Source organism: Bacillus sp. FJAT-28004 (assembly GCF_001280845.1).
GTDB lineage: Bacteria > Bacillota > Bacilli > Paenibacillales > Paenibacillaceae > Pristimantibacillus.
Window position 1 is genome coordinate 24,296 of the sequence record NZ_LGHP01000001.1, and the last position, 24,881, is coordinate 49,176.

Below are 24,881 nucleotides of genomic sequence, written 5' to 3' on the forward strand. Positions count from 1 at the left end.
AAGGGGGGATGCAAGCATGAGGCTTAGCACGGGTGATAAGGTGTTTCAGACTTTTATATATGTAAGCCTGATCATTTTGGGAATAGTGATGTTCTATCCTTTCTGGAACTCTCTGGTTATATCCTTTAATGAAGGAAGAGATACGTCACTGGGCGGAGTCACGATCTGGCCGAGGGTATTTACACTTGAAAATTATAATGTTGTATTCAAGGATACTCGGTTGTTGAACTCCTTCTGGATCTCGGTGATGCGTACTGTAATCGGTACGATTATGTCCGTATTCGTTACGTCGCTGCTGGCATACGGGATGTCTAAGAAAGAACTGCTGCTAAGGAACAACTATATGGTTTTCTTCATTGTGACGATGTTTTTCAGTGGCGGGTTAATTCCGACCTTCCTGCTAGTGCGAAATCTTGGATTGATGAACACGTTCTGGGTCATGATTATTCCGGGATTAATCAGTGTTTATCATATGATAATCTTTCGTACCTTCTTCTCCTCACTTCCCGATGGTCTGGAAGAATCGGCGAAGATTGATGGCTGCAGCAATTACGGAATCTTCTTTCGAATTGTTGTGCCTATCTCGGGACCAATCATAGCTACGATCGGATTATTTACGGCAGTTGGTCATTGGAATGATTGGTTTACCGGAGCCATTTATATTTCCAAGGATGAGCTATTGCCGATTCAGACCTTATTAAGGCAAATTATGAACTCGAATATCATGACAGAAATGTCATCCGGCAATGCAATCGCCATGGAGCATATCAACAGAAACCGAAGTATAACGACAAAATCTCTCCTGATGGCTACGATGATGGTTGCTACTATTCCCATAATTCTGACATACCCTTTTCTGCAGAAATACTTTGTCAAAGGGGTATTGATCGGTTCGATAAAGGGATAGTCCCAATAAAAAAAAAGAAGGTAGGGGAAAAAATGATTACAAGATTAAGATGGGTATCGTTGTTTATTGTTGTCCTAATGGTTTTTCTGGCTGCTTGTTCAAACAATAATAATGAGCCGAAAGCATCGAACAACCCGAATAATTCGGAAGGAAATGAGGGTTCGAAGTCGGTAACGTTTTCATTTTATGGCCATTATGATTGGTTAACTACGGCGCCATGGGCTGATAACGAGGCGACCAAATGGATTTTGGACAACAAGAAAGTTACTGTTAAACCGATTCAAGCCGGCGGCGCATCTGTGGAGAAGCTAAACACGATGATTGTCTCTAACGATCTGCCAGATGTCATATTTACTGATCGAGGAGAGACCGTCGATCGCTTGGTTCAAGCAGGAAAGCTTGTGGCACTTGATGAGTATTACGAGAAGTATCCCAATTTTAAAAAATATGTGAAGGAATCCACGCTGAATCTGCTTCGATCCGAGGATGGGAAAATCTATCAAATTCCAAATTGGTATACGTCTGGAACCTTTGGGAACGGCGGATGGATGATAAACATAGAAATTTATAATGAACTCGGCAGACCGAAGCTGGAAACATACGATGATCTATATAATTACTTAATTAAAGTCAGAGACACGTACCCAGATGTTGTTCCGCTTGAAGTTGGCGAGAAGGGTGCCGGTTTGGAAATGATGTACGGAGGCTTCAAAGAAGGTGTAACTAGTAATTTCATTGGATTGCGGGGTTATCCGGAAGGCGACAAGCTAGTCTCGATTTACGAGGACTCTGCGTTCCAGGAAACGATGAAGTATATTAGCAAGCTATTCAGAGAGAGGCTGATTACCCAAGATGCAATTACACAAACTCAGGATGCAGTCAAAGAAAAAGTAAACACAGGCCGTGTGGCTGTCATGGTCGAATCAAATATTACTACTTACGGAGCGGAAGGGCATCGTGAAGTGACTAAGGTTAAACCAGACGGTGGTTATGAAATTTTATGGCCGGTTCATAAAGCTGGATTGGACAAAAATAATATATTTGTGAGCGGATTCGAAAGCTTAGGATGGAATGTCAACGTTATTACGACCGAAGCCAAGGATCCGGAAGCAATCTTCGCTTATTATGACTGGATTACAGGACCAGAAGGACAGAAGGTCTTATTTTTCGGACCACAAGGTCTGTATTGGGATGAGCAAAATGAGGATGGATCGCCAATTCCGAATGAAAACTATTCAACTGGAGACGTCAATAAGCGATCTGAAACGATGAGGAAATTCGAAGATTTCAACTGGGCCGGCAATACGACCTTTATTGATAAAGCCAAGGTAAACTTGGAGATGGCCTTGTCAGAAGAGCTAAGATCATGGGAGACGATTGCACAAAGCACGGTCACTTGGAAGACAGCGAAGGATATTACCGAATTCGTCAATGTGGATCCGCTGCCTGACTCAGAGCTCGGCATTATCTCACAGCAAATCTCTGATATTTACACAGTAGCCTTCGCGAATATGGTGTTTGCTAAATCCGATGATGAGGTCGTATCCATTATAGAGAAAACAGCTAAAGATGCAGAAAAAGCAGGACTGGAGCGGCTGTTGGAATTTAAAACTGAGAGATGGCAGGCGAATGTTAAAAAAATTAATGCTGATTATTGAGTGGCAGCAAGGTGTAACCCAAATCTACAATAGGGGGGCCGGAGAATGAGTCATTTAAAATCATATAGGATAATCATATTAACGCTAATTTTTAGTATGCTCTTCACTTCATTTAGCTTTGCAGCGGAGGCAAAATCGGAATTGGATACTGCCGATCATAGTGCTAATAAGGAATTAACAGAATGGATGGATAAGGGGTGGTTGAAAGGCTACGGGGATGGTTCAATTCAGCCGGACCAGCTTTTAACGAGAGCTGAATTTGTGGCTTTAGTCAATCGATCCTTTCAATTCACGAATGAATCTGAGGTGACCTTTCAGGATGTACCTGTGAATAGTTGGTTTTATCAAGATGTTGCCAGGGCTGTCGCAGCGGGCTATATCAACGGCAAGAGTGCAAAGCAGTTCGCGCCGCGAGATTCCATTACAAGGCAGCAAGCTGCTGTCGTCATAAATCGTTTGCTTCAATTGCAAGCGGAAGAACCTGCAGCGATTATGGAATTTGCAGATAGTGAACAATTTGCCGAATGGGCCAAGGAAGCTATTGGCAATGTAGTCACTCACGGAATCATGCGCGGATATAATTCTGAAAATATTTTTAGCCCGCTAAATCCTTTGACACGTGCGGAGATGGTGGTTATCTTGAACCGCTCGCTGCAAGTTAAATTAAGCCAATCTCCTAAAGAACCAGGAAATGGGAATGTCAGTGGAAACGGAAATAACGGAAATGGCAATAACGGTGGTGTAACCACGCCAGTTGAAGAAGAGAACACGCCTTTCATGACCGAGATTACGGTACGGACGGTTAACCAATTTCGAAATGCAAATGATGTAGCGGACTTTGTTGAGCAAGCCGTTAAGTACAATGTGGATATTATTAATATGAGTGTCAAGCAGGATGAAGACGATGAGGTGCCTTCCGGTCATGTATTCTATGACAGTGCGATTGCCCCGATTGCCAATGGCTATGAGAGCTTCGATGCGCTTCAGCATGTGATCACGCAGGCGCATCAGAATGGTATCGAGGTTCGCGCATGGATTCCTCAGTTTCACGATCAGGCAGCCTTTCATGTGGATCCTAGCTGGCAGATGCACGCTTTAGTTGACGGTATTGTAGTGCCTTATACAGGTTCGAATAGCAGTGAATATTTTGTCAACCCGATCCATCCGGATGTTCAAGCCTATCAACGCTCGATTATTGAAGAGGTTGTAAGCAACTATGATATCGATGGAGTCGTATTGGATTGGTTGAGATTCGACAATTACAACATGGATGTAAGCAGCTATACAGTTAACTTATATGAGAGTAAATACGGGTATTCTCCACTCGATATTAACTTTGATGAAGATTCTGCCCGCAGAGATGAATGGAATGAATGGAGAACGAATCAAATAGGCGGTTATGTGCAGAATGTTCGTGAGGATATCGACGAGATTAAAGCGGGCATGGAGCTGGGCGTTTTCATTTTGCCGCCGGAATTCGTAGAAGTTGGGCAGAACGCTTCGAAGTTCAAGGATGCAGTTGATTTTGTCGCACCGATGGCTTATTTCGATGATTGGGGCTTCAATGAGGAATGGGTCTTTGACGAGAATGGGATTTTATCTGATACATCGTCTCTTGTTGGTCCTGGTGTAGCGATTGTGCCAACGCTGGATGACAATTGGACGGATGACGAATATCAAGCCGTTTATGGAGGGATTAGAGAGAATTTCCCTGCTGTTACGCATCTCTCCTACTTTAATTATGGCGCATGGGACTGGAATGTGCTTAAGGCAATCGATGAGAGAAGATCATGGCCAACGGCAGGCTGGGAGCCTCCTGTGGAACAGGATTATGAAGCCGATCTGCCTCAGCCTTGGCAAGCTAGAAATATCGGGTTGAAGTCAGGCGATGCTTCCTATAATACGGTGGACGGGGCATTCAAGTTGACAGGCAGCTCAACCGATATTTGGGGAAATAACGATCTATTGAATTATATTTATCAGCCATTGCAAGGGGATGGGGCGATTATAACGCAAGTGGCTGTAATGGAAGAAATGAGTGAGTGGGCCAAAGCGGGCTTGATGATTCGCGAGACGCTGAATGTGGACGCTAAGCATGTAGATATGATGGTTACCCCCGCCAATGGAGTCACCTTTCAATATCGGGAGAATACGGGAGAAGGCACTGTCGATCAGACGATGGCTGGGAGTCCGCCAGTGTGGCTTAAGCTGAATCGCAGCGGCAATGTATTTACCGGTTCAATCTCTGATAATGGAGAGGACTGGACGGTAGTCAGCAGTTTTGAAGCTGTTATGAGTGAAAATGTCTATATAGGCTTAGCACTAAGCAATCCAGCCAGTACAAGTGATAATCAGGCAGTGTTCACTAATGTTCAGATTATTGCAGCTGACGAAAGCTAAAAAGAAACGATATTAAACTAACGAATAACGATCGTTCAGTATCAAGAGGGCTACCAGTCGTGTAGCCCTTTGATACGCTAAAGGGCAGTATCTCCAGTTATATTTTAGTTCAAGAAAGCAGAGGCATTATAAGACTTTATTTTCGAGACCTCCTATACTTAATAGGAACAAGATTATATTGGACATTTTTTACATAACAGCGTTATAGTTGGTGTATATAATTGGAAGGCGAGTGATTAAGATGAACAAAAACAAATTTGCTGATAACCCTAATAATTCAGAGGCGCGGAAGGGATAGCGACATGCTTTAGCCTTCCGTGTAGGAGAAAGTCCACAACATGGAGGGAAAAATAAATGTTTTATACTAATGGTTCCTATCAAGGCATTGTAGCAGAAACCTATGATATTTGGTGGCATGGCGACATATTTTTTGATACGCAATTTTACGAGAAGCTAATGAATGAAGTGCCAGGACTGGCTCTGGAGATTGGTTGTGGAACAGGAAGATTATTATTACCGTACTTAAGTGCTGGGTTTGAGGTTGAAGGCGTTGATTGCTCAGAAGATATGCTGGATACTTGCAGACTCAAAGCTAAAGAAAAGGATCTTTCTCCTGTTTTGTATCAGCAGTACATGCAAGAGCTGGATTTACCCCGAAAGTACAAGACTATATTTATTCCGCTTGCTTCCTTTATGCTCGTGGCAGAAAGAGAAGAAGCTATGAGCGTTTTAAGCAAACTATACTTGCTTCTTGAAGAAGGCGGGCAAGTGGTAATCCCTTTGTTTATTCCCAAAGATGCAGAAAAGAAAGAATGGACTGTTGGCGCCTCAGGTAAACGAAATGATGGTTCAGAAGTTATGGTGAGTTCAACATCAACCATAAATTATCTTGAACAATTGCAAACGAAGGTAGAGCGTTATGAAATTATTCGAGATCATGAGTTAATTGAAACGAAGTTTTATACAATGAAGCTGCGATGGTATTACAAGTATGAATTCATGATGATGCTCGAGAAATTTGGATTCAAAGACATTTCTATTTATGGCGGTTATCATTTTCAACCATTGAATGACGACCAGAATTTTATGATTTTTAGAGCAAGAAAGTAAGTCTAGACTACGCTTGGAATTAGACACAGAAGGCTGCCGACATTTTTTAATGGCGGCCTTTTTTGCTTTGCTAGCTGGCAGCATTGCAAATACAATTAAAGATGAGAGGGTGAGGGTATGAATGATCTTCGTTATCCGATCGGACAATTTGAACTCATGCAGCATGAGACGTTAGAGCTTCGCAATAGCTGGATTGAGGATGTCTCGCGAATATCCCCCATTCTTCGGCAAACGGTGCAAAACTTATCCACTGAGCAGCTGCTTTTACAATATCGTCCGGGCAGTTGGACCGTTAGGCAGGTTGTCCACCATATGGCCGACAACGATATGAATGCCTTTATCCGTTTCAAGAGAGCGCTAACGGAGGATAATCCAACGGCTAGCTCGTATCGAGAAGATTTGTGGGCAGAACTAAGCGATTATGAGACACCTGTTGAGACTTCGCTAGTTCTCCTCGAAGCTATTCATGATCGATTTACAGCCATCCTACGTACATTACATCCATCAGATTTTCAACGATCATTTACAAGTCCTACTCACGGCCTAATGAGTCTTGATGCCGCGCTTCAAAGATTTTCTTGGCATGGTCGGCATCATATCGCACAGATCACTTCCATATTCCAAAAAGATCGTTATCTCTAGCAGTTAACGCAGAGCTTCCAATGAAAGAGCGGTTGTCAGGTTTTGCTGCCAGGTATACAATGTGTAAGGAGAAAATCAGAATTAGTTATATTAAAGGGAGTGCAACAGGTTTGTCATCAAGTGTTTTAGCTTCAGCTTCGCCTTCTTTCCGTGTTCGTTTAACCACATTGCTTTTAGTTGTCGTAGTAGCGGGTATGAGTCAAGGTCTACTGCTGCCACTGCTTTCGATTATGCTGGAGGATTCAGGCGTCTCGTCAGATATGAACGGGATTAATTCAGCTGCGATGTATATCGGAATTTTTTGCACGATGTTTTTCGTTGAGAAGCCGGTCATGCGTTTTGGGTACAAAAAAGTCATATTAGTTGGTATTACATTAGTTACACTCGCTAACCTGCTATTTCCATTCACGGAGTCATTGGCTATATGGTTCGTCTTGCGTTTGCTAGTGGGTGTTGGGGACAGCTCGCTCCATTATGCAACTCAGCTATGGATTGTAAGCTCAAGTCCAGCGGATCGACGGGGGAAATTTATTTCCTTGTACGGCATGGCATATGGACTGGGCTTCAGCTTAGGGCCACTTGGCATTAATCTTCTTCCACTTGGAAGGGCGGTTCCGTTCTTAGTGTCCAGTGTGTTCTTTGTCACTGTACTGATGCTCGTGCTGCGTATGAAGAACGAAATGCCGGAGCGGGTTGCACGGGGCAGCGCGTCTGAGAATCGGTTCGTGAAAACCTATCGCCTCGCGTGGTTCGTGCTTATACCTGGCTTCTTATATGGACTGATGGAAGCTTCTATGAATAGTAACTTCCCATTATATGGTTTGCGCATCAATCTGAGTCAGCATTGGATATCTCTTCTGCTTATGGCATTTGGGGTAGGGGCTCTAATTCTTCAACTGCCGCTTGGCATTTGGAGTGACCGGATTGGCAGGAAACCGGTGTTGATTGGATGCGGAGTAGTAGGCGCTCTGGCATTCTTCGCAATACCTGTTGCTGGAGACAATATCGCGCTGCTCTTTGTATTATTTGCTATTGCTGGCGGAGTCGTCGGATCATTTTACTCATTGGGCCTTGCATATGCAGCGGATATTTTACCAAGGGCTATACTGCCTGCGGCGAATGTTATCGCTTCGATTCACTTCAGCATTGGAAGTATCATGGGTCCGACGCTTGGCGGTTATGGTATTCGTTATGTATCTGTACACAGCATTTTTCTATTCTTAGGTGCGGCCTTCCTCGTTTTCGCGCTGCTTGGTTTTGGGTTTCGTCCTAAAATAGTAGAGGTCCAAAAAGTAGAGATATCTAGTTGAGAAGCTGCTCCTTTTTCTCATTAGAGAAAAAAGGGAAATTTAGACAAATAAGCGAATAAAAGTAATGATTACGATGCTATCAAAGGAGTAGAAGCGAAAATGTCTAATAAACTTAGCTCTCTGACCGTGTTAATGGTATCCCATTTAGCAAAGTCTCAAAACTTCTATCGCGATGCGCTTGGGTTTACCGTCACGGATTGGTGGGCAGAGCGGGGCGGCTTGCAGGGCGTTGCACTCAAGTTGTTCCAAGCAGCCGATCCTTCTGACGTAAGGCCAAATCAGCGTCCTGCTGGCGGCGGTTATGCCGTCGATGTGCAGGTTTACACTGAAACATGGGCACAATTAGATGCCTTGTATGATGAGTTCCGCAGTAAGAATGTTATTATTTCCGTGGAGCCAACCATCTATGCAGATGGGGGTCCTTGGAAGGAATTTGTAATTGAGGACCCTGATGGCTACCATTTTGCGTTTGGCGGAACGGATGGCATTGAGGGTAACTAGAAATTTAGCTCAACGTATAGAAAAAAGGCTGCCGATAATTCCTTCGGCAGCCTTTTTTAAAATATGCTAGACGCTCACAGGACTAGCTTCTACCATCCAACCAAATGGATCTTCAATCTTGCCCATTTGAATGCCAGTTAGCGTATCATATAGCTTCTTGGAGATCTCGCCTGTTTGGCCTTCATTGATGACGAGTACATCGTCCTGCCAGTTCAACTCACCAATTGGAGAGATGACAGCTGCTGTACCTGTACCGAAAGCTTCCTCAAGCGCGCCACTGCGGCCAGCTTCGTAAAGCTCCTCAATTGTAATCGGACGTTCAACAACTTCAATGTTCCAATGACGGAGCATGTGAATGATGGAATTGCGAGTCACTCCATCAAGAATACTGCCGTTTAAAGCAGGTGTATGAACAACGCCGTTGATTTTGAAGAAGACGTTCATGCTGCCAACTTCTTCAATATATTTGCGATGTACGCCATCAAGCCATAACACTTGAGAATAACCTTTATCTTTAGCAAGTTCCTGCGCTTTCAGACCAGCAGCATAGTTGCCGGCAGTCTTCGCTTCGCCCACGCCGCCCTTCACGGAGCGAACATATTCGGATTCAACGAAGATTTTAACCGGGTTCACGCCTTCTGTGTAGTAAGCGCCTACTGGCGACATGATGATGATGAATTTATACTCTGTAGATGGTGCTACACCAAGCTGCGGCTGAGTCGCAATGACGAAGGGACGAATATACAGCGACGTGCTAGGTGCTGTTGGAATCCAATCCTTATCAACCGAAATAAGCTGCTTCAGAGCTTCAATCGTTGAATCAATATCCAGCTCAGGTACGCTAAGACGCTCGTTAGAGCGATTCATTCTTTGTATGTTTTTTTGAGGTCTAAACAGCAATACGCGACCATCATCGGTTTTATACGCTTTCAAGCCTTCAAAGATCGTTTGTCCATAATGAAAAACTTTAGCTGCAGGGTCTAATACGATCGGTTGGTAAGGCAGAATACGCGGCTTGTGCCAGCCGTTGTCCGTCGAATAATCCATAATAAACATATGGTCCGTAAAATGATTGCCGAATCCAAGCTGGTCGACTTCTGGTTGTTGTTTCTTGTTTTTGGTTAACTCGATTTCCAATGATTGTAGCAAATGGGCCATCTCCCTTAATTATGATCGTTAATTGAATGCTATCACTTCATGCGATATATTTAAAATATCTATTTTATTGAATGTCCATACCTTTAAAGTATGGAAGAACGGAGCGAACGAATTGGACATGCGGCAGCTTAAATACTTCTTAACTATAGCACAAGAGGGACAGGTTACGCGCGCTGCAAAGCTGCTTAATATGGAACAGCCGCCTCTTAGCAGACAATTAAAGCAAATGGAGGAGGAGCTTGGCGTCAAGTTGTTTGAGCGAAACGGCAAAGGACTAATACTAACCGATTCAGGTGAACTGCTCAAGCAGAAGGCGGAATCGCTGCTCCTGCAATTCGATGAATCCCTCAGAGAAGTAAAGGGGATGGAGGAAGGGGTTCGCGGCGTCCTGTCGATCGGGTCTGTTGTATCCTGCATTTCCTTATTGCCCCAAAATATCGAGTTATTCAGAGACAAATACCCTCAAGTTACATTTAAAATTTCGGAGGGTGATCACTTCTACCTTGGTGAACAGCTGGAGAAACGCGCGATTGATTTAGTTATCGCTAGGCTCCCGTTTGAGGCGCAGAAACATCCGCAGCAATACTCCATTATGCCGCTTCCATCAGATCCGTTTGTAGCCGTCATTCCAAGCTCGTGGCCCGAATATGAAGGAAAAGAATCGCTTTGCATGAAGGAACTTGCCCAATTTCCGTTCCTTACTTTGAAGACGGACCGAACGACGCGCATGCATGAGCAGGTCGTGAACGAGTGCAAACGTCATGGTTTCGTACCTAATATTATATGCGAATGCTCAAGCGTCGCGATTATTATGTCTCTGATAGCTTGCGGGATCGGAGCGACCGTTTTTCCGAAGTCGGTTATGTCTTCTTTTCCAAGCACCGTCGTCAAAATGCTCGACATTGAGGATGCGGACTTTCAGTCCGATGTCGGCATTCTCTGGCTGAAAGATCATTATTTGTCTAAGCGCGCACAACAGTTTATTGAAAGCTTTCGTACAGAAATTTAAGAAGGGGGTAAACACTTGAATCATCATATAAGATTAGCGGAAGCCAAGCTTCGTATGTATGAGCAGGAGCATGTTCTGAAGATACTTGCGAGATTGCCGGATCAGGAGAAAAATATACTGGCGGCGCAAATTATGGAAGTCGATTTCGTGCGGCTGAACAAGGCTTTAGCAGAGCATAACCAACCGAAAGAGGTGATCAACGATACGATAGATACGATATCAGCGATCCCCTTTGAAGACTGGGAAGATTTCGAGCAGGGAGCAAAAGCAGCTTATACCGAACGGGGCTGGGAGCTGCTGCGTGCTGGGAAAGTTGGCGTTATCGTCGTTGCTGGGGGGCAAGGCAGCCGTTTAGGTCATGAAGGACCTAAGGGCACGCTTGATATTGGACTTCCATCCCAAAAGTCTTTATTTCAGCTTCAAGCAGAAAGGCTGCTTTATTTATCCAGGAAAGCCGGCAAGTCTATTCCTTGGTATATCATGACTAGTCCAGACAACCATGAAGAAACGACGGCTTTTTTTCATTCTTTGGATTACTTTGGTTATCCGGCGGAGGATTTTTTTTTCTTCCAGCAAAATACGATGCCTGCGCTGGGTCATGACGGCAAGCTGCTTTTAACGGAGGATGGAACCCTCATGCTGGCTCCGAGCGGCAATGGAGAATGTTTTGCCTCATTAAAACGATCAGGAGCTATCGCCGATATGAAGCGAAGAGGTTTAGAATGGTTGTTTTATTACAATGTAGACAATGCGCTCATAAAGGTCGCGGACCCTGCATTTATTGGCGTGGCTGCCGCGCGCAATCACATGGTTGCAACGAAGGTCATTGAGAAAACGGATGTTGACGAGAAGATCGGCATTTTATGTTTGAAAAACGAGCGCCCGGCTGTTTTGGAGTATAACGAAATTCCGGCTGCTATCAAGGATAAAAGGACAAAGGACGGAAAATTGTTTTATAACTTGGGGCATATTTCTATCCATGTATTTAAGTTCGATTTCATAGAAGACCATGCTGATGCGGACATCCCTTTTCATGCTGCCTCAAAAAAGATGAAATACATGGACGCTGAGGGAAACATGATTTCGCCAACGGAGCCTAACGCCTATAAGCTTGAACGTTTTATTTTTGATTTTTTCCCACTTGCTGATCAATTGACTATCCTGCGGGGAACACGTGAAGAGGAGTTCGCCCCTGTCAAAAATAAAACGGGTGAAGACAGCCCGCATAGTGCGCGCAAGCTCGTTCTATCGCTTCATCGAAATTGGCTGCGAGCTGCGGGTGTGCCTGAGGAACAGCTGCATGGGCGTGATATTGAAATTTCACCGTTGATTTCGTATGACGGCGAAGGGCTGAAAGACTGGAATTCTAAATTCTAACGGATACCAAATCCGCTATTGTTGCAGCAACAAGGAAAATGTTTACATGACGAACGTATGTACGGTATTATTGGGGTAGCTAATTATTCATTTTTTAATAGCTAATGGGAAAAGACTTCTTTCTAGAGGGAGATGATCTGATGAATGCAGAAAACGTAAAGTCAACAGAGCAATTGCAACAAAAGTTAAATGACCATTGCAATTCTCTGGCTCAACTAGGTTATCTTAATGGTTGTGTATTGGTTGCTTCCGAAGGACGAATCATCCTAAGCAAGGGCTACGGAATGGCAAGCTTTGAGCATGATGTTCCGAATACCCCGCAGACGATATTCCGTATCGGTTCGATTACGAAACAATTTACGGCGGCAGCTATCGTTATCATGCATGAACTGAAGCTTTTGAATGTAGAAGATCCGATCTCCATGTACCTCCCCAGCTATCCAAATGGCGACAAAATCACGATACATCACTTATTAACGCATACATCAGGTATTCCAAACTATACAAGCTTAGAGGATTTTGTGCCGAAGATGAGACTTGTTTCTTCAACAGAGGACATCATTGCCAGATTTGCAGACAAGCCCTTGCTGTTTGAACCGGGTGAGAAGTTTGATTACAGCAATTCAGGGTATGTGCTTCTTACTGCTATTATCGAGCAAATATCCGGCCGTACCTACGAGGATTATATCCACCATGCTATATCGAAGCCGCTCGGGATGATAAATACCGGCTATGATAACGCTAAGAAAATATTGAAGAACCGTGCATCGGGCTACGAGGTTTGGGGTGATGTAGTGAATGCAGAATTTTTGGAAATGACCATTCCATCCGGCGCTGGAGGAATGTATTCGACCATTGAAGATCTTTATATTTGGGGTCTATCACTGCATTCACAGCGGCAAATTAGCGAGAAAGCTTATGGGAGCATGACGACTCCATTCAAAGATACATATGGCTACGGTTTATTTATATATGAAGAAGATATTATGGGCAGCCTCAGGAAAGTAATAGGCCATGGCGGAGGTATCAATGGTTTCTTAACCGAAATGAGGCATTATAAGAACGAAGATTTAACGATAATTGTCTTATCTAATCTAGTAACGACGCAGGTAGGGCATATTAGTCAGCAGCTGGCGCGGATTGCTTTTGGTGAGGAGATGAAGCTTCCGTTATCGCACACGCCTATACAACTGGACTTCAATCAGTATACGGATCTCGTTGGCAGCTATGAGGTGGAAGGGGAGCCTGGCTCTTCATTCATCATTACACAAGAGCAAGAGAAGTTTTATCTCACTCAAAATAAGTGGTTTAAATTTGAGTTATGCCCTTATTCCGCTCAAGTGGGAGAACTGCTGTTTTTCTTGAATGGAATGGAAGGAAAGATCACCTATTCGGAAACTGGTTCTCGAGCAGAGCTAACTGCAGAGCTCTTTGGAGGCGTCAAAAAAGCGGTAAAGAGCGTTAACCTATGATTCAAGCTGTAATGTTTGATTTAGATGGTACGCTGCTAGATCGTGACCGCTCCTTATTGCAGTTCGTGGACGAGCAATTCGAGCGATTGATTAAACCGAACAACGAGGTGGATAAAGACAGTTATATTAGCCGATTCGTTGCATTAGATAGCCGTGGTTATGTCTGGAAGGACATCGTATATCAGGAGCTCATACGAGAGTTTGAGCTTAGACTGGATTGGAATATGCTGCTTGACGATTATAAGAAAGGTTTCTCAAATCATGCTGTTTCATTTCCTAATATGATTGAACTGTTGGTTAGCCTTAAGGACAAAGGCTACAAGCTTGCCATGATTACGAACGGATTCGGTGACTTTCAAGCCAGCAATATTCATGCACTGAAAATAGCTCGCTATTTTGATGAAATTCTCATTTCGGAGCGGGAGGGCTTGCGCAAGCCTGATCCGGCTATATTCTTGAGAGCAACGGAGAAACTGAATGTAGAGCCTGCGGCATGCGTTTATGTTGGCGACCATCCGGTTAATGATATCACCGCGAGCAAAGCGACAGGCATGAGGGGAATATGGAAGGAAGACACTTATTATACAGAGTCTTTTGAGTATGACGCGAAAGTGAAAGACTTAATAGAAATTGGACATATACTTGAACAATGGAAATCACGGGGGTAAAGAAAGATGGAAAAATAAGTTGTAAATTGGTGAAGACGCATATACAATAATAGGAATGACTGGAAGGGGTGGGAGTATGAAGGCGAATATGGAGGAGCTTTGCGAAAGACCTCGATTTTCAATTTTATATTTCCATTCTTATAAAAAACACTAAAGTGCTTGTTGCTTTAGTGTTTTTTTTTATACTTAAAAACGTGAAGGAGTGTTTTACAAATGAGGAAAGAACAATTGGCGAAAGCAATCTTTGAAGCAGCATATTTAGAGGGAACCTTTATGCTTCGTTCAGGTCAAACATCAGATCACTATTTTGATAAATACTTGTTTGAGTCAAATCCCAAGCTCCTCGCGGAAATTGCAGAGAAACTGGCTCCATTAGTGCCTAAGGATACGGAAGTATTGGCTGGGCTCGAAATGGGCGGTATTCCGATTGCAACAGCCCTTTCACTGAAAACAGGCATACCTGCCGCATTTGTTAGAAAAGAAGCAAAGAAATACGGCACCTGCAAGCTCGCTGAAGGAGTGGATATAGCAGGGAAAAAGGTTTGTGTCATTGAAGATGTGGTTACAACAGGAGGACAAATTCTAATAAGCACGGGTGATCTGAAGAAATATGGGGCAGAAATCAAGGCCGTCATGTCGGTTATTGAAAGAGAGCCGCAAGGCAGAATGAATCTTGAAGAAGCGGGATTAACCTACATTTCTTTATTTCATATCGATGAGCTTCTGCAAGCTTCAACCAAGTAAAATTGCATAATGCCTGACGAACAAGTACCATTTATAAGAGAAAATGATAGCAAGCTGCTATTAAATTGATTGGCAAATTGAATTAAAATTCGGTATTATGTATTAATATACAAAAAACGACAAGTATGAATTCTATTCATTCTATATTGAGTAAGGGGCTTATGAGGTGAGAATTTCGTTAGAGTTGGTTCCTAGAGATGAGGCCCAGCTGAGAGCAGAGCTGCACTTAATCAAAACACAGTTTCCTGCTATAAATACCATTAATATTCCTGATTTGACGAGGTTCGAGCTTCGCAGCTGGGAGGCATCCTGCATCTCCAAATCACAATACGAGTCTTGTATTCCCCATATAAGGGCAATGGACTTCGACTGCGTGGAACCGCTGCGATTCATCGATCGCTTGGACAAGCATCAAATTACGGAGGTGCTCGTCGTAACAGGAGATGCTCCAAAAAATAGCGGGAAGGTCGTTTATCCGACAACCTGTATAGACTTGATTGCCAAAATCAAAAAGGATCACCCCCATATCAAGGTCTATTCAGCAATTGATCCTTATCGTGGCAGCATGGATAAGGAATATGAGTATGTGCAAAGAAAGCTTGAAGCTGGAGCAGACGGTTTCTTTACGCAGCCGTTTTTTGATCTGAGCTTAATGGAGCAGTATTCGAATAGAGTGAAGGGCTCGGAAATTTTCTGGGGCGTATCGCCGGTCGTATCGGACAAATCCCAAAAATATTGGGAGACAAGAAATCATGTTGTTTTCCCTAATGATTTTCAGCCGACGCTAGATTGGAATATTGCCTTTGCCAAGCAAGCATTAGCATTTACGAAGCAGACGAACAGCAGCATTTATTTTATGCCGATAAAAGTAGACTTACAGGCTTATTTTGAAGGGATTTTCAGTAAAGTACTCGTTTAAAGGAAAACTCTATTCCATAACAAACTAAGGCTGTCTCCAAAGGCAACATACCTTGAGGAGCAGTCTTTTTTGTGTTTTTATGAAAAAAACTTCATTGGCTGCAATTTTCGGAAAATGTTACAATCGTTCAAGTGTCATCATTTGGAAATGTAAGGAATTAATTGTGTTTTGCAATAAATGAAAAAAGGGATGATGACGATATTGGCTTTCAAAACCAAAACAATCATTTTTACAATATTGATTGTACTAGGCTTGCTGCTGCGCTGCTATTATACGGATTGGGATAAAAAGCTGACGGGAGATGAGGTCGGCTACAATAAAATGGTGCTGCAATTGCTTCACGAAGGCGTTTACGGATATACGCCATATGTTTATTCGGAAAAACCAAATGCATTCACAACGCCAGGATATCCACTTTTTCTAGCCGGCTGCTATATCGTGTTTGGCTATGCCGGGAATCATCCACCAGTCGTTCAAATTCAGGCGCTGCAAATATTGATTCAGCTAATATGTGCAGTTATCATGTATATGATCGCGAGACGGATGTTTGCACATACCGGCATCAGTCTGTTTATCATGGCTTGTTATTTATTTCATCCAACGTTTATTTTATCGCCATTGTATCTTTTAACGGAGACGTTATACGGCTTATTTTTTCTACTATTTATTTATCTATTAGTAAGATGTACACAGGTGACGAAGCTTCGATGGTTTCTTTTACTAGGAGTCGTATTCGGTATTTGCATTCTGATACGTCCAACTATCGTCCCCTTTATTGTCATTCTACTGGCTGGTGTAGCTGTATATGGCAGAAAGCATGAAATGGCAGCTGTGCTAAAGGCTATTTCTACTATCATTATCGGCTTTGTTGTTGTTATGCTGCCATGGTGGATTCGTAATTGGATTACATTAGATAAGGTACTATTGCTGGCGGAGCAGACGGGAAACCCGTTGTTATGGGGCTCTTATCCTTTTGAACGCCGTCCCAGCGTTGACATTAACCAAGATCCCGCGGAAATGGGGAGAATAGCTTATCAGCGAATCATCGATGGCTTTCGCAATGAATTTTTTACCTACCTTAGCTGGTACAGTTGGGGCAAAATGATGATTTATATTAGTGAAATTTTTCCGGGTTTAGGATATATGACAGCAAATAAGCTTTTGTCAAAGATGATAACCATTTTGCATTTGATTGTTATGGTGATTGGTTTGGGCGGACTGGTGAAGATCATCATCCATGAAAGAAGAAATGCCAGTTACATGATGATTGCGCTGCTCGCAGTGTTTAGTATACTGCTTTATCTTCCATTCTCGCCTACTCCAAGATATTTTTATCCGACGATTCCGCTTTGCTTTTTGGGACTGGGATATTTGCTTTCATGCATCGCTACGTTTAAGGGCAGACCAAATAAAAACGAAGGTTTTAGAGCATAGTTGCTTTAAGGCATGAACGTTCTATAATAGAAAGAACTTCAATAAAATCATGTTGGATTTTCATCCGATTCTAGCTGCATTCGTTAGTAGTGGGATAGTAAACCTGAATAAGGACTTTAATAAAGGTGGTATTTTTAAATATGGCAAAAGGGAAATATTATGTAGTCTGGGTTGGCAAGAAGACAGGGGTATTCTCCACATGGCCCGAGTGCCAATCGCAGGTTAGCGGTGTACAGGATGCGAAGTTTAAGTCTTTCGAAACGAAGCAGCAGGCGGATAAAGCTTTCCAAGACGGCTGGCGCAATCATTGGGGTACAGGTTCAAGCAAAGCTTCCGCTGCGAGCACGAAAACAGGGAGCAGCGTAAAGCAGCCTGCGTTGATACAGGAAGATGCTGCTTCTATTGACTATGATAGTATTTCTGTTGACGTAGGAACACGAGGAAACCCAGGCCCTGTGGAGTACAAAGGCGTAGACACACAAACGGATGAAATTTTATTTTATGTCGGACCGATACCGAACGGCACCAATAATCTAGGCGAGTTTATTGCTATTGTACATGCTCTTTCCTACTTGAAGGAGAAAGGCAGCACAAGGACGATTTACAGTGATTCGAGAACGGCGCTAAGCTGGCTTCGTAATAAAAAAGTAGCCTCGACCTTAAAAAGGGATGCTTCGACTTCGAAAATTTGGGAGCTGACGGATGAAGCTGTGAAGTGGCTTCAAACGCATACCTATACGAATAAGGTATTGAAATGGAATACGGAGGAGTGGGGCGAAATCAAGGCGGATTTTGGCCGCAAATAAAGGCGCGCTGCCTTATCTAAGCCTCAAACAAAATTAGTTTCCCCGAAGCGAGGACGGGGAAACTTTTTTGTGTTTTTTGAACGTTCGGCTAAAGTAATAGATGTCGTTGAAGCCCGTCGCTGCTGCAACCTCCGACACCGTCAGCGGACTGTGACGCAGCAAGTAATCCGCTTTGCCAAGCCGAGTCATCGTAATGTATTCCGTAACGGTATGGCCGCTCAGCTCTTTGAATAATCGGCTAAAGTGGTAGCGGCTGAGGTTCGCCATGCTTGCTAGCTGATCCACCGACAGTTCATCCTTGTAGCTGTCCTCAATGTGCTTGAAGACAGGTGTGAAACGCTCAATGTTCTTCATGCGCTCCGCGTATTCATCTTTAGTGAGCACGGTAGCAACATGGCCGCGAAGCAGCAGCGTCAGCAGGCGATAGAGCTCGGACTTAATAGCAAGCTCATAACCGAACTCGCGCTGCTCCAGCTCATGGATTATGGCAAGCATGCAGGACGATACTTTGCTGTCATCGCCAACATAGTTTTGCAGCAGCAGACGTTTCTGTGTGATCGGTGTAATAAATTTAGTCTCAGCAGCATCCACCGACTGGCTGTGCAGCAAGGAAATATCGGCAATGAGCGCATAGTAGTACAAATCCGATGACAGACTGATTCCGTAATGCAGCTCATTGCTGTTTACGACGATGAGATCTCCAACGGAGGCCGTAATCGTAGTAGAACCGCACTCTATCAAAGCTTTTCCCCTCACAATATATAGGAATTCAAGATGTTCGTGAAAATGATGGGGGAAAATGACCATTCCCTGCTTGTCAAAGTAGTTGTGATGCAGTTTTATCGGAAAATGAGGGTCTGGCATGTCCATGGGCTCGCGCAGTTCTTCGAATTTTTCCAACTTGAACGACCTCCTCAGGTAGGATAGCACAATTGTACAAACAAACCGCACAGCTTTACATGGAGTTGCAGGATGAAACCATTATAATACGAAAGTGTAGACATGCAAAACCTAACTATAAGATTTCATAAGGAGAGATTAGCAATGAAACCGATACAAATCGCGGTTATTGGAACAGGCTCTATCTCATCATCTCATCTAGATTCCTATAAGAAAAATCCTAATGCGAACATTTACGCGGTTTGCGATTTAAATGAAGAGCGTGTGAAAGCAGCAGCTGAGAAATATGGCGCTGAGAAAATTTACACGGATTATCACGAGCTGCTGGCTGATCCGGTTATCGAAGCAGTCAGCATTTGTACTTGGAACAATACGCATGCTGAAATCAGCATTGCCGCTCTTAAAGCAGGCAAGCATGTGCTCGTAGAGAAGCCGCTTTGCCGTACAGTTGAGGACGCGCTTCTAGTACAAGAGGCGGTAGAGCAATCCGGCAAGCTCCTTCAAGTCGGATTCGTCCGCCGGTACGATACGAGTGCACAGTTGATTCGTTCGATGGCTGACAGAGGTGAGTTCGGTGAAATTTATTTTGCCAAAGCATCAACGCTCAGACGTCTTGGAAATCCAGGCGGTTGGTTCTCTGACATTGAGCGCTCTGGCGGCGGGCCGCTTATTGATATTGGCGTGCATGTTATCGATCTTTGCTGGTATTTGATGGGACGGCCAAAGCCGGTATCCGTCAGTGCCAATACGTATCGCAAACTCGGCAATCGTGCGAATGTAAAAAACTTAAGCTTCTACCAAGCGGCTGACTACGATGCAGAGAAAAACACGGTTGAGGATTTGGCGAATGCACTTATTCGCTTCGAGAATGGCGCATCCCTGCTCGTAGATGTCAGCTTTACGCTGCATGCCAAGTCTAATGAAAATACTGTTAAGCTTTATGGGGAGAAAGGCGGATTTGAGATCGACCCGGAGACCGTTATTGTAACGGAGCAAAATGACACGATCTTAAACGTATATCCGCAGACCGACAACAAGGGCTTTGATTTTGTTGGCGCTTTCCAAAATGAGATCAACCACTTCGTAGATTGTGTTGCAAACGGAAAACAGCCGATCAGCCCAGTGGCGGATGGCGTGGAAATTATGAAAATATTAGTCGGCATTTATGAATCCGCAGCAAAAGGAGCGGAAGTGCGTCTATGAAACTAGGAATCAGCACGTACAGCTTATATAATGCTCTGAGAACGGGCGAAATGACGATACAGGATGTTATCGTGTATATAGCATCCATTGGCGGAGAACATGTTGAAATTGTACCGCTTGGCTTTAACCTTACCGAAAATCCTGAACTAATTGAAGTCATTAAGAAGCAAGCGCAGGAAAGCGGGATCGAGCTATCGAATTATGCGGTAGGCGCGAACTTCTCCGGCTTAAACGAAGAACAATTCGAGCAGGAGCTTGAGCGCTTGAAGCGTGAGGTGGATATCGCGGCAGCGCTCGGCATGAAGAAGATGCGTCATGACGTGGCATCGTCGCAGAACTTATCGATTTCCAATTTCTTGTTAGAGCTGCCAAAGCTAGCGAAGGCTTGTCAAGCTGTCGCGGATTATGCAGCCAAATTCGGCATTACGACAAGCGTAGAAAACCACGGTTATTATATTCAGCATAGTGACCGGGTGCAGGCGCTCGTTGAGGTTGTAGATCGTCCAAACTTCAAGACAACGCTTGATGTAGGAAACTTCCTTTGTGTGGATGAGAATCCTCTTGCTGCGGTTTCAAACAATATCAGCTTGGCTTCTATGGTCCATATTAAAGATTTCTACTATCGTCCATCAACCGAAAATCCGGGAGAAGGTTGGTTTAAATCCAAAGGCGGCAATTGGCTGCGCGGCGCAATTGTTGGACATGGTGACATCGCAATGCCGCAAGTACTGCGTGCAGTGAAAGAAAGCGGCTACGATGATTATATTTCCATCGAGTTTGAAGGCTTGGAAGATTGCCGTTTTGGAACGAGACTCGGCTTTGAATTTGTAAAACGTGTTTGGAACGAAATTTAAACGAAGGAGTGACTCGAAGATGACATTGCCAATTATTACGAATAAAATCGGCGTTATCGTGGATAGCTTTAAGGTTGGTGTAAAGGAAGGTTTGCTCAAAGCAAAGCAGGTTGGCGCGGATGGCGTACAGATGTATGCGGTGCATGGCGAACTGGATCCTGCTAACCTTTCAGCAGCTGCAAGGAAAGAATGGAAATCCTACATTGATGGACTAGGCCTTGATATTTCCGCTCTAGTTGGTGATTTGGGCGGCCATGGCTTTCAGGACGCTGCGGAAAACCGCGCGAAAATCGATAAATCCAAACGGATTATGGAGCTTGGCATGGAGCTTGGAACGAACATTATTACGACACATATCGGTATCGTTCCGAGCGATAAAAACAGTCGTGTGTATGAGACCATGCATACGGCGTGTGAAGAACTAGCCAGATTCGCAAATAACATGAATGCTTACTTTGCGATTGAGACAGGGCCAGAGACGTCCGCGCATTTGAAGTTGTTTCTGGATGGCCTCGGTACCAAAGGAGTAGCTGTTAACTTTGACCCGGCTAATATGGTTATGGTTACAGGAGATGATCCTGTCCAAGGCGTTTACACGCTTAAGGATTATATCGTTCATACGCATGCGAAGGACGGCGTGAAGCTGGGGCATGTCGATCCGCGTGACGTTTATGGCGACTATGGCTACGAGGTTTCACTTGACCATGAGAAAATTGCCAATATGGTAGAAACCGGCTCAGCTTTCCGCGAAGTGCCGCTTGGTGAGGGCAGCGTGGACTGGCCTGCATACTTGCGAGCGCTTCAGGAAATCGGGTATACAGGCTATTTGACGATCGAGCGTGAGGTTGGTACGAATCCGGAAGCGGATATTAGCAATGCAGTTCAGTTTTTGAAAGCTTTTAAAGGACAATAAAAGATGAATGGAGCATCCTTATTCATTCTCTACAGGTGAATCGAAGGCTGCGAGCAGCCTTACTGGAAGGCAAACCGTCAGGCTGCAAGGCGGCAAATTAGATGTTAGTCATCCGTTTGAGATGAATGGAGGATGTAGATTTAAGCGACAATCTCATTAAACCGCCCAAAAAAGCTCTCTAGGCATTATGCCATGAGAGCTTTTTTTTTGACTTATTGTTGTTAGCATTCCGACTGGCAAGGGTGAATCAAATTCAGTAAAATAATAAAAGACGAGTAACATCGATTTATAATTCGATAAACTACTCATACTAGAGGACGTGTAGAAATGGCAGCAGAGATTGTTCAAGTAGCGCATACGGATACTGATTTACACATGCTTATCCATAAGCTGGATGAGGATTTAGCGCAAAGATACACGGCAGAGGAAGTTTTTACAGTAGATTTTAACGATCTAGGGATTGAGCAAATTATATTTATGGTCGCATACGAGCAAGGAAAACCAGTTGGATGTGGAGCCATAAAACCGCTGGATCATGAGTATATTGAATTAAAACGATTTTATGTCAGCCCCGCGTATAGAAGGAATGGCATAGCCGCACAAATATTGAATCATTTAGAAACCAGAGCAAAAGATATGAATTATCAATTTATCCGTTTGGAAGCAGGCGCACCACAACCAGAAGCGCTTCATTTTTATAAAAAGCATGATTATTATGAAATTGATAGATACGGTGAATATGTCGCCTGTGATTCTAGTCTTTGTTTTGAGAAGAGACTATAAGTACAACTGTTAGCCCGAATGTCGGAACGCTATAATAAAACAAACTAACGACGCAAGGGTGGAAATGGTTCGTACATGATTCCATGGCATCCAGCTGGCAACATACCGCGTCCATAATTCGGAGCCTGCTACACTTGGGTCTGCTGAGGCAAGCATTTCATTTAAAGGTACGTTAAATACAATCGTTATTAGAACGGAGCCAATGAGATAGAAAAGGCTGCCGGCAAGCAAATAGTTTGCAGCTGGTTCACCTAATCGGAAAAAAGAGGTGATCGCAAGCAAGATGCTTGCTAACGCCGTTCCAGAAAACACTAGACCAAACAACGGGTTCAGTATAACGACGTTGATGGACTGCATTGCGGCAATACTTTGCGCTGCAGGAAGACGCGAGAGAGCGGTCATCATAAACGTCGAAAAGGCAAAAAACAATCCTGCCATCAAACCTGAGCCAAGAGCTGAGAAAAAGGTTAAGACAATGATGGAGCGATCAAGCATTTGGAACCCCCCATATACCTGCAGCCGCGGTGTCTCGAGCGTAGTCGGCAAAATCCCGAGGCTCACGGTTCAGAGCGAGCTGAACGCCATTTGTCAGGTGTGAATTGCGGCCATCCAACACTTTAGTAAATAGCTCAGTCAATAACGTGAGAACATAATCAGGCATATCCTGCTGCGCAAGCGCAGTGATAAACTGCTCGGAGGATACCTGCACGTAGCGGACATCTCTGCCGCTGGCTTTCGCAATTTCTTCGGTAGCTTCCTTAAAGGTGAGCGCGCGCGGGCCAGTCAGCTCATAAAGCTTACCGATATGGCCATCCTCAGTCAGCGCTGCGACTGCGACATCTGCAATGTCATCAGCGTCGATGAATGGCTCAGCTACGTCCGCGGCAGGGAGTATAACACTTCCGCTGAGTACGGAATCAAGCAGGAAGCTTTCACTGAAATTTTGACAAAACCAGCTCGCTCGCAAAATGGTCCAGTCAGCGCCAGAGTCACGCAGTGCTTTCTCACTAAGCTGAGCTTCTTCTTCACCTCGGCCGGACAATAGTACCAAGCGCTTGATTCCTTGTTTCACTGCAAGCTCAGCGAAAGCACCGATCGATGCGGCAGCACCGGGAAGCGCTAAGTCTGGGTAGTACGTTATATACACAGACTCTGCGCCTCGCAGTGACGCTGCCCATGTTGAGGAATTTTCCCAATCGAACGAAGGATCACTTGAGCGTGAGCCGCTTCGTACGGGCAGTCCACGAGCGGTCAATCTTTCTGCTACGCGGCGGCCAGTTTTTCCAGTACCTCCAATGATTAAAATAGGTTTGTTTTTCATAAAATCTCTCCTTTGCATTTTTATTTATATTCAAAAAAACAGAATTACTTGTTTGCACAAGCAAATGTTTTCTTAAATAAAGAAGATATCGTCATTCTTTATTTTCTAATTGATCACTTACCGCACATAGTTGAAAGGATAGCTCATCGCTTTCTTTTTCCCCGAGCAATAGGGCGTAACGTTTACGCAAATTCATCCAGCACTCATTAATCGTGTCATTTAATGCTTTGCCTTTCTCAGTGGCGGAAATAAGCGATAAACGCCCATCCACTCGGCTGGTGAGCAGCCCTTTGATAACAAGTTTCTCAATTAGACGGGTCACTGTTGAGGGCTGGAGATGGAGAATCTCGCCTAACTCCTTCTGTGAGATGCCATCCTTCTCATACACAGCCATTAATAAAAAAGCAGCCGTGGGTGACATGCCGCTAACGGCAAATTCATCTTCTGCCATCTTCGTGATAATTCTGCCCAATCGGTTTGCAGTGAAGTACAGGCATTCTTTTAAATACGTATCCAGCATCATCGTTACCTCATTTTTACATAAAAGTTGTTTGTGCATACAAATATAATGTATTTCCATTTTGTTGTAAAGCCTATTTTTTTATGGCTGAGGCAGCCTAAATATTTCTTTTCAATTCTAGGCTGCCTCAGCATTTTAGCTAACAGTTTGTTTGATCATACGTGTTACACGAGCAAATCTGCTCGTCGCTCACTCCGCCAGCGAAGAACAAACAGTAGAACTGCGCCTGCGGCAAGAAGCAAATAAGTTAGCGGCTGCACATACTGCGCGTA

At 44.0% G+C, this 24,881-nt stretch carries 24 protein-coding genes; 19 read left to right on the plus strand and 5 right to left on the minus strand.

Features of this window, described 5'->3' with window-relative positions; translation table 11 throughout:
• Positions 1-16: 16 nt before the first annotated feature.
• The 7 genes from AC787_RS00105 (at position 17) to AC787_RS00135 (ending at position 8,528) form a co-directional block, all read left to right on the plus strand.
• On the plus strand, positions 17-907 hold the full coding sequence (locus AC787_RS00105; RefSeq protein WP_054022926.1) for a carbohydrate ABC transporter permease: 891 nt from the start codon (positions 17-19) through the stop codon (positions 905-907).
• 32 nt (positions 908-939) lie between these two features.
• Positions 940-2,565 (plus strand): extracellular solute-binding protein, encoded by a 1,626-nt coding sequence (locus AC787_RS00110; RefSeq protein ID WP_054022927.1) that lies wholly within the window; start codon positions 940-942, stop codon positions 2,563-2,565.
• A gap of 45 nt (positions 2,566-2,610) precedes the next feature.
• Positions 2,611-4,965 (plus strand): S-layer homology domain-containing protein, encoded by a 2,355-nt coding sequence (locus tag AC787_RS00115; protein ID WP_054022928.1) that lies wholly within the window; start codon positions 2,611-2,613, stop codon positions 4,963-4,965.
• A 354-nt stretch (positions 4,966-5,319) separates the two neighbouring features.
• Positions 5,320-6,075, plus strand: coding sequence for a class I SAM-dependent methyltransferase (locus AC787_RS00120; protein ID WP_054022929.1), 756 nt, complete (start codon positions 5,320-5,322; stop codon positions 6,073-6,075).
• A gap of 117 nt (positions 6,076-6,192) precedes the next feature.
• A complete protein-coding gene (locus tag AC787_RS00125) occupies positions 6,193-6,717 on the plus strand; it encodes a YfiT family bacillithiol transferase (RefSeq protein WP_054022930.1) in 525 nt (174 codons plus the stop codon).
• A gap of 110 nt (positions 6,718-6,827) precedes the next feature.
• Complete coding sequence (locus tag AC787_RS00130; protein WP_054022931.1) at positions 6,828-8,027, plus strand: MFS transporter; 1,200 nt, start codon at positions 6,828-6,830, stop codon at positions 8,025-8,027.
• 99 nt (positions 8,028-8,126) lie between these two features.
• Positions 8,127-8,528 carry a VOC family protein gene (locus AC787_RS00135; RefSeq protein ID WP_054022932.1) on the plus strand — a complete coding sequence of 134 codons (402 nt, stop codon included), beginning with the start codon at positions 8,127-8,129 and terminating at the stop codon, positions 8,526-8,528.
• 66 nt (positions 8,529-8,594) lie between these two features.
• On the opposite strand, the gene AC787_RS00140 is transcribed toward AC787_RS00135, so the two are convergent.
• The gene (locus AC787_RS00140) at positions 8,595-9,677 is read right to left on the minus strand and encodes a branched-chain amino acid aminotransferase (RefSeq protein ID WP_152970551.1); all 1,083 of its coding nucleotides are present in this window, start codon (positions 9,675-9,677) and stop codon (positions 8,595-8,597) included.
• A 121-nt stretch (positions 9,678-9,798) separates the two neighbouring features.
• Here AC787_RS00140 and AC787_RS00145 point away from each other — a divergent pair, with 121 nt between their 5' ends.
• From AC787_RS00145 to rnhA, 8 genes are all read left to right on the plus strand, one after another.
• Entirely contained in the window at positions 9,799-10,695 is an 897-nt protein-coding gene (locus tag AC787_RS00145; protein WP_054022934.1) for a LysR family transcriptional regulator, read from the plus strand.
• Positions 10,696-10,710: 15 nt separating this feature from the next.
• Positions 10,711-12,072, plus strand: coding sequence for a UDPGP type 1 family protein (locus AC787_RS00150; protein WP_235560867.1), 1,362 nt, complete (start codon positions 10,711-10,713; stop codon positions 12,070-12,072).
• Between the two features lie 140 nt (positions 12,073-12,212).
• A complete protein-coding gene (locus tag AC787_RS00155) occupies positions 12,213-13,544 on the plus strand; it encodes a serine hydrolase domain-containing protein (protein WP_054022935.1) in 1,332 nt (443 codons plus the stop codon).
• Positions 13,541-14,212, plus strand: a complete 672-nt coding sequence (locus tag AC787_RS00160) for an HAD family hydrolase (protein WP_054022936.1) — start codon at positions 13,541-13,543, stop codon at positions 14,210-14,212. Before AC787_RS00155 ends, AC787_RS00160 begins: the two co-directional genes overlap by 4 nt.
• A gap of 213 nt (positions 14,213-14,425) precedes the next feature.
• Entirely contained in the window at positions 14,426-14,956 is a 531-nt protein-coding gene (pyrE, locus tag AC787_RS00165; RefSeq protein ID WP_054022937.1) for an orotate phosphoribosyltransferase, read from the plus strand.
• Between the two features lie 166 nt (positions 14,957-15,122).
• On the plus strand, positions 15,123-15,875 hold the full coding sequence (locus tag AC787_RS00170) for a methylenetetrahydrofolate reductase (protein WP_054022938.1): 753 nt from the start codon (positions 15,123-15,125) through the stop codon (positions 15,873-15,875).
• 201 nt (positions 15,876-16,076) lie between these two features.
• Positions 16,077-17,309, plus strand: a complete 1,233-nt coding sequence (locus AC787_RS00175) for a glycosyltransferase family 39 protein (RefSeq protein WP_054022939.1) — start codon at positions 16,077-16,079, stop codon at positions 17,307-17,309.
• Between the two features lie 140 nt (positions 17,310-17,449).
• Complete coding sequence (gene rnhA, locus AC787_RS00180; RefSeq protein ID WP_054022940.1) at positions 17,450-18,115, plus strand: ribonuclease H; 666 nt, start codon at positions 17,450-17,452, stop codon at positions 18,113-18,115.
• Positions 18,116-18,148: 33 nt separating this feature from the next.
• Here the strand turns inward: rnhA and AC787_RS00185 are convergent, their stop codons facing one another.
• Positions 18,149-19,015: an AraC family transcriptional regulator gene (locus tag AC787_RS00185; protein ID WP_414730922.1), complete on the minus strand. Its 867-nt coding sequence runs from the start codon at positions 19,013-19,015 to the stop codon at positions 18,149-18,151.
• Between the two features lie 144 nt (positions 19,016-19,159).
• Between AC787_RS00185 and AC787_RS00190 the strand changes: the two genes are divergently transcribed.
• From AC787_RS00190 to AC787_RS00205, 4 genes are all read left to right on the plus strand, one after another.
• Positions 19,160-20,218, plus strand: a complete 1,059-nt coding sequence (locus tag AC787_RS00190) for a Gfo/Idh/MocA family protein (protein WP_054022941.1) — start codon at positions 19,160-19,162, stop codon at positions 20,216-20,218.
• The gene (locus tag AC787_RS00195) at positions 20,215-21,072 is read left to right on the plus strand and encodes a sugar phosphate isomerase/epimerase family protein (RefSeq protein ID WP_054022942.1); all 858 of its coding nucleotides are present in this window, start codon (positions 20,215-20,217) and stop codon (positions 21,070-21,072) included. Before AC787_RS00190 ends, AC787_RS00195 begins: the two co-directional genes overlap by 4 nt.
• 19 nt (positions 21,073-21,091) lie before the next feature.
• Positions 21,092-21,985 carry a sugar phosphate isomerase/epimerase family protein gene (locus AC787_RS00200; protein WP_054022943.1) on the plus strand — a complete coding sequence of 298 codons (894 nt, stop codon included), beginning with the start codon at positions 21,092-21,094 and terminating at the stop codon, positions 21,983-21,985.
• 327 nt (positions 21,986-22,312) lie between these two features.
• Positions 22,313-22,768: a GNAT family N-acetyltransferase gene (locus AC787_RS00205; RefSeq protein WP_054022944.1), complete on the plus strand. Its 456-nt coding sequence runs from the start codon at positions 22,313-22,315 to the stop codon at positions 22,766-22,768.
• Between the two features lie 9 nt (positions 22,769-22,777).
• On the opposite strand, the gene AC787_RS00210 is transcribed toward AC787_RS00205, so the two are convergent.
• The 3 genes from AC787_RS00210 to AC787_RS00220 form a co-directional block, all read right to left on the minus strand.
• Entirely contained in the window at positions 22,778-23,263 is a 486-nt protein-coding gene (locus tag AC787_RS00210) for a DUF1772 domain-containing protein (protein ID WP_054022945.1), read from the minus strand.
• Positions 23,256-24,089, minus strand: coding sequence for an NAD(P)H-binding protein (locus AC787_RS00215; RefSeq protein ID WP_054022946.1), 834 nt, complete (start codon positions 24,087-24,089; stop codon positions 23,256-23,258). Before AC787_RS00215 ends, AC787_RS00210 begins: the two co-directional genes overlap by 8 nt.
• A gap of 91 nt (positions 24,090-24,180) precedes the next feature.
• The gene (locus AC787_RS00220; protein ID WP_235560868.1) at positions 24,181-24,612 is read right to left on the minus strand and encodes a MarR family winged helix-turn-helix transcriptional regulator; all 432 of its coding nucleotides are present in this window, start codon (positions 24,610-24,612) and stop codon (positions 24,181-24,183) included.
• Positions 24,613-24,881 lie beyond the last annotated feature (269 nt).

Excerpts from the sequence above, each read along its gene's own strand:
- AC787_RS00105 (WP_054022926.1), top strand. The coding sequence starts at position 17 with ATGAGGCTTAGCACGGGTGATAAGGTGTTTCAGACTTTTATATATGTA.
- AC787_RS00110 (WP_054022927.1), top strand. The coding sequence starts at position 940 with ATGATTACAAGATTAAGATGGGTATCGTTGTTTATTGTTGTCCTAATG.
- AC787_RS00115 (WP_054022928.1), top strand. The coding sequence starts at position 2,611 with ATGAGTCATTTAAAATCATATAGGATAATCATATTAACGCTAATTTTT.
- AC787_RS00120 (WP_054022929.1), top strand. The coding sequence starts at position 5,320 with ATGTTTTATACTAATGGTTCCTATCAAGGCATTGTAGCAGAAACCTAT.
- AC787_RS00125 (WP_054022930.1), top strand. The coding sequence starts at position 6,193 with ATGAATGATCTTCGTTATCCGATCGGACAATTTGAACTCATGCAGCAT.
- AC787_RS00135 (WP_054022932.1), top strand. The coding sequence starts at position 8,127 with ATGTCTAATAAACTTAGCTCTCTGACCGTGTTAATGGTATCCCATTTA.
- AC787_RS00155 (WP_054022935.1), top strand. The coding sequence starts at position 12,213 with ATGAATGCAGAAAACGTAAAGTCAACAGAGCAATTGCAACAAAAGTTA.
- AC787_RS00160 (WP_054022936.1), top strand. The coding sequence starts at position 13,541 with ATGATTCAAGCTGTAATGTTTGATTTAGATGGTACGCTGCTAGATCGT.
- pyrE (WP_054022937.1), top strand. The coding sequence starts at position 14,426 with ATGAGGAAAGAACAATTGGCGAAAGCAATCTTTGAAGCAGCATATTTA.
- rnhA (WP_054022940.1), top strand. The coding sequence starts at position 17,450 with ATGGCAAAAGGGAAATATTATGTAGTCTGGGTTGGCAAGAAGACAGGG.
- AC787_RS00190 (WP_054022941.1), top strand. The coding sequence starts at position 19,160 with ATGAAACCGATACAAATCGCGGTTATTGGAACAGGCTCTATCTCATCA.
- AC787_RS00195 (WP_054022942.1), top strand. The coding sequence starts at position 20,215 with ATGAAACTAGGAATCAGCACGTACAGCTTATATAATGCTCTGAGAACG.
- AC787_RS00200 (WP_054022943.1), top strand. The coding sequence starts at position 21,092 with ATGACATTGCCAATTATTACGAATAAAATCGGCGTTATCGTGGATAGC.
- AC787_RS00205 (WP_054022944.1), top strand. The coding sequence starts at position 22,313 with ATGGCAGCAGAGATTGTTCAAGTAGCGCATACGGATACTGATTTACAC.
- AC787_RS00210 (WP_054022945.1), bottom strand. The coding sequence starts at position 23,263 with ATGCTTGATCGCTCCATCATTGTCTTAACCTTTTTCTCAGCTCTTGGC.
- AC787_RS00215 (WP_054022946.1), bottom strand. The coding sequence starts at position 24,089 with ATGAAAAACAAACCTATTTTAATCATTGGAGGTACTGGAAAAACTGGC.
- AC787_RS00220 (WP_235560868.1), bottom strand. The coding sequence starts at position 24,612 with ATGATGCTGGATACGTATTTAAAAGAATGCCTGTACTTCACTGCAAAC.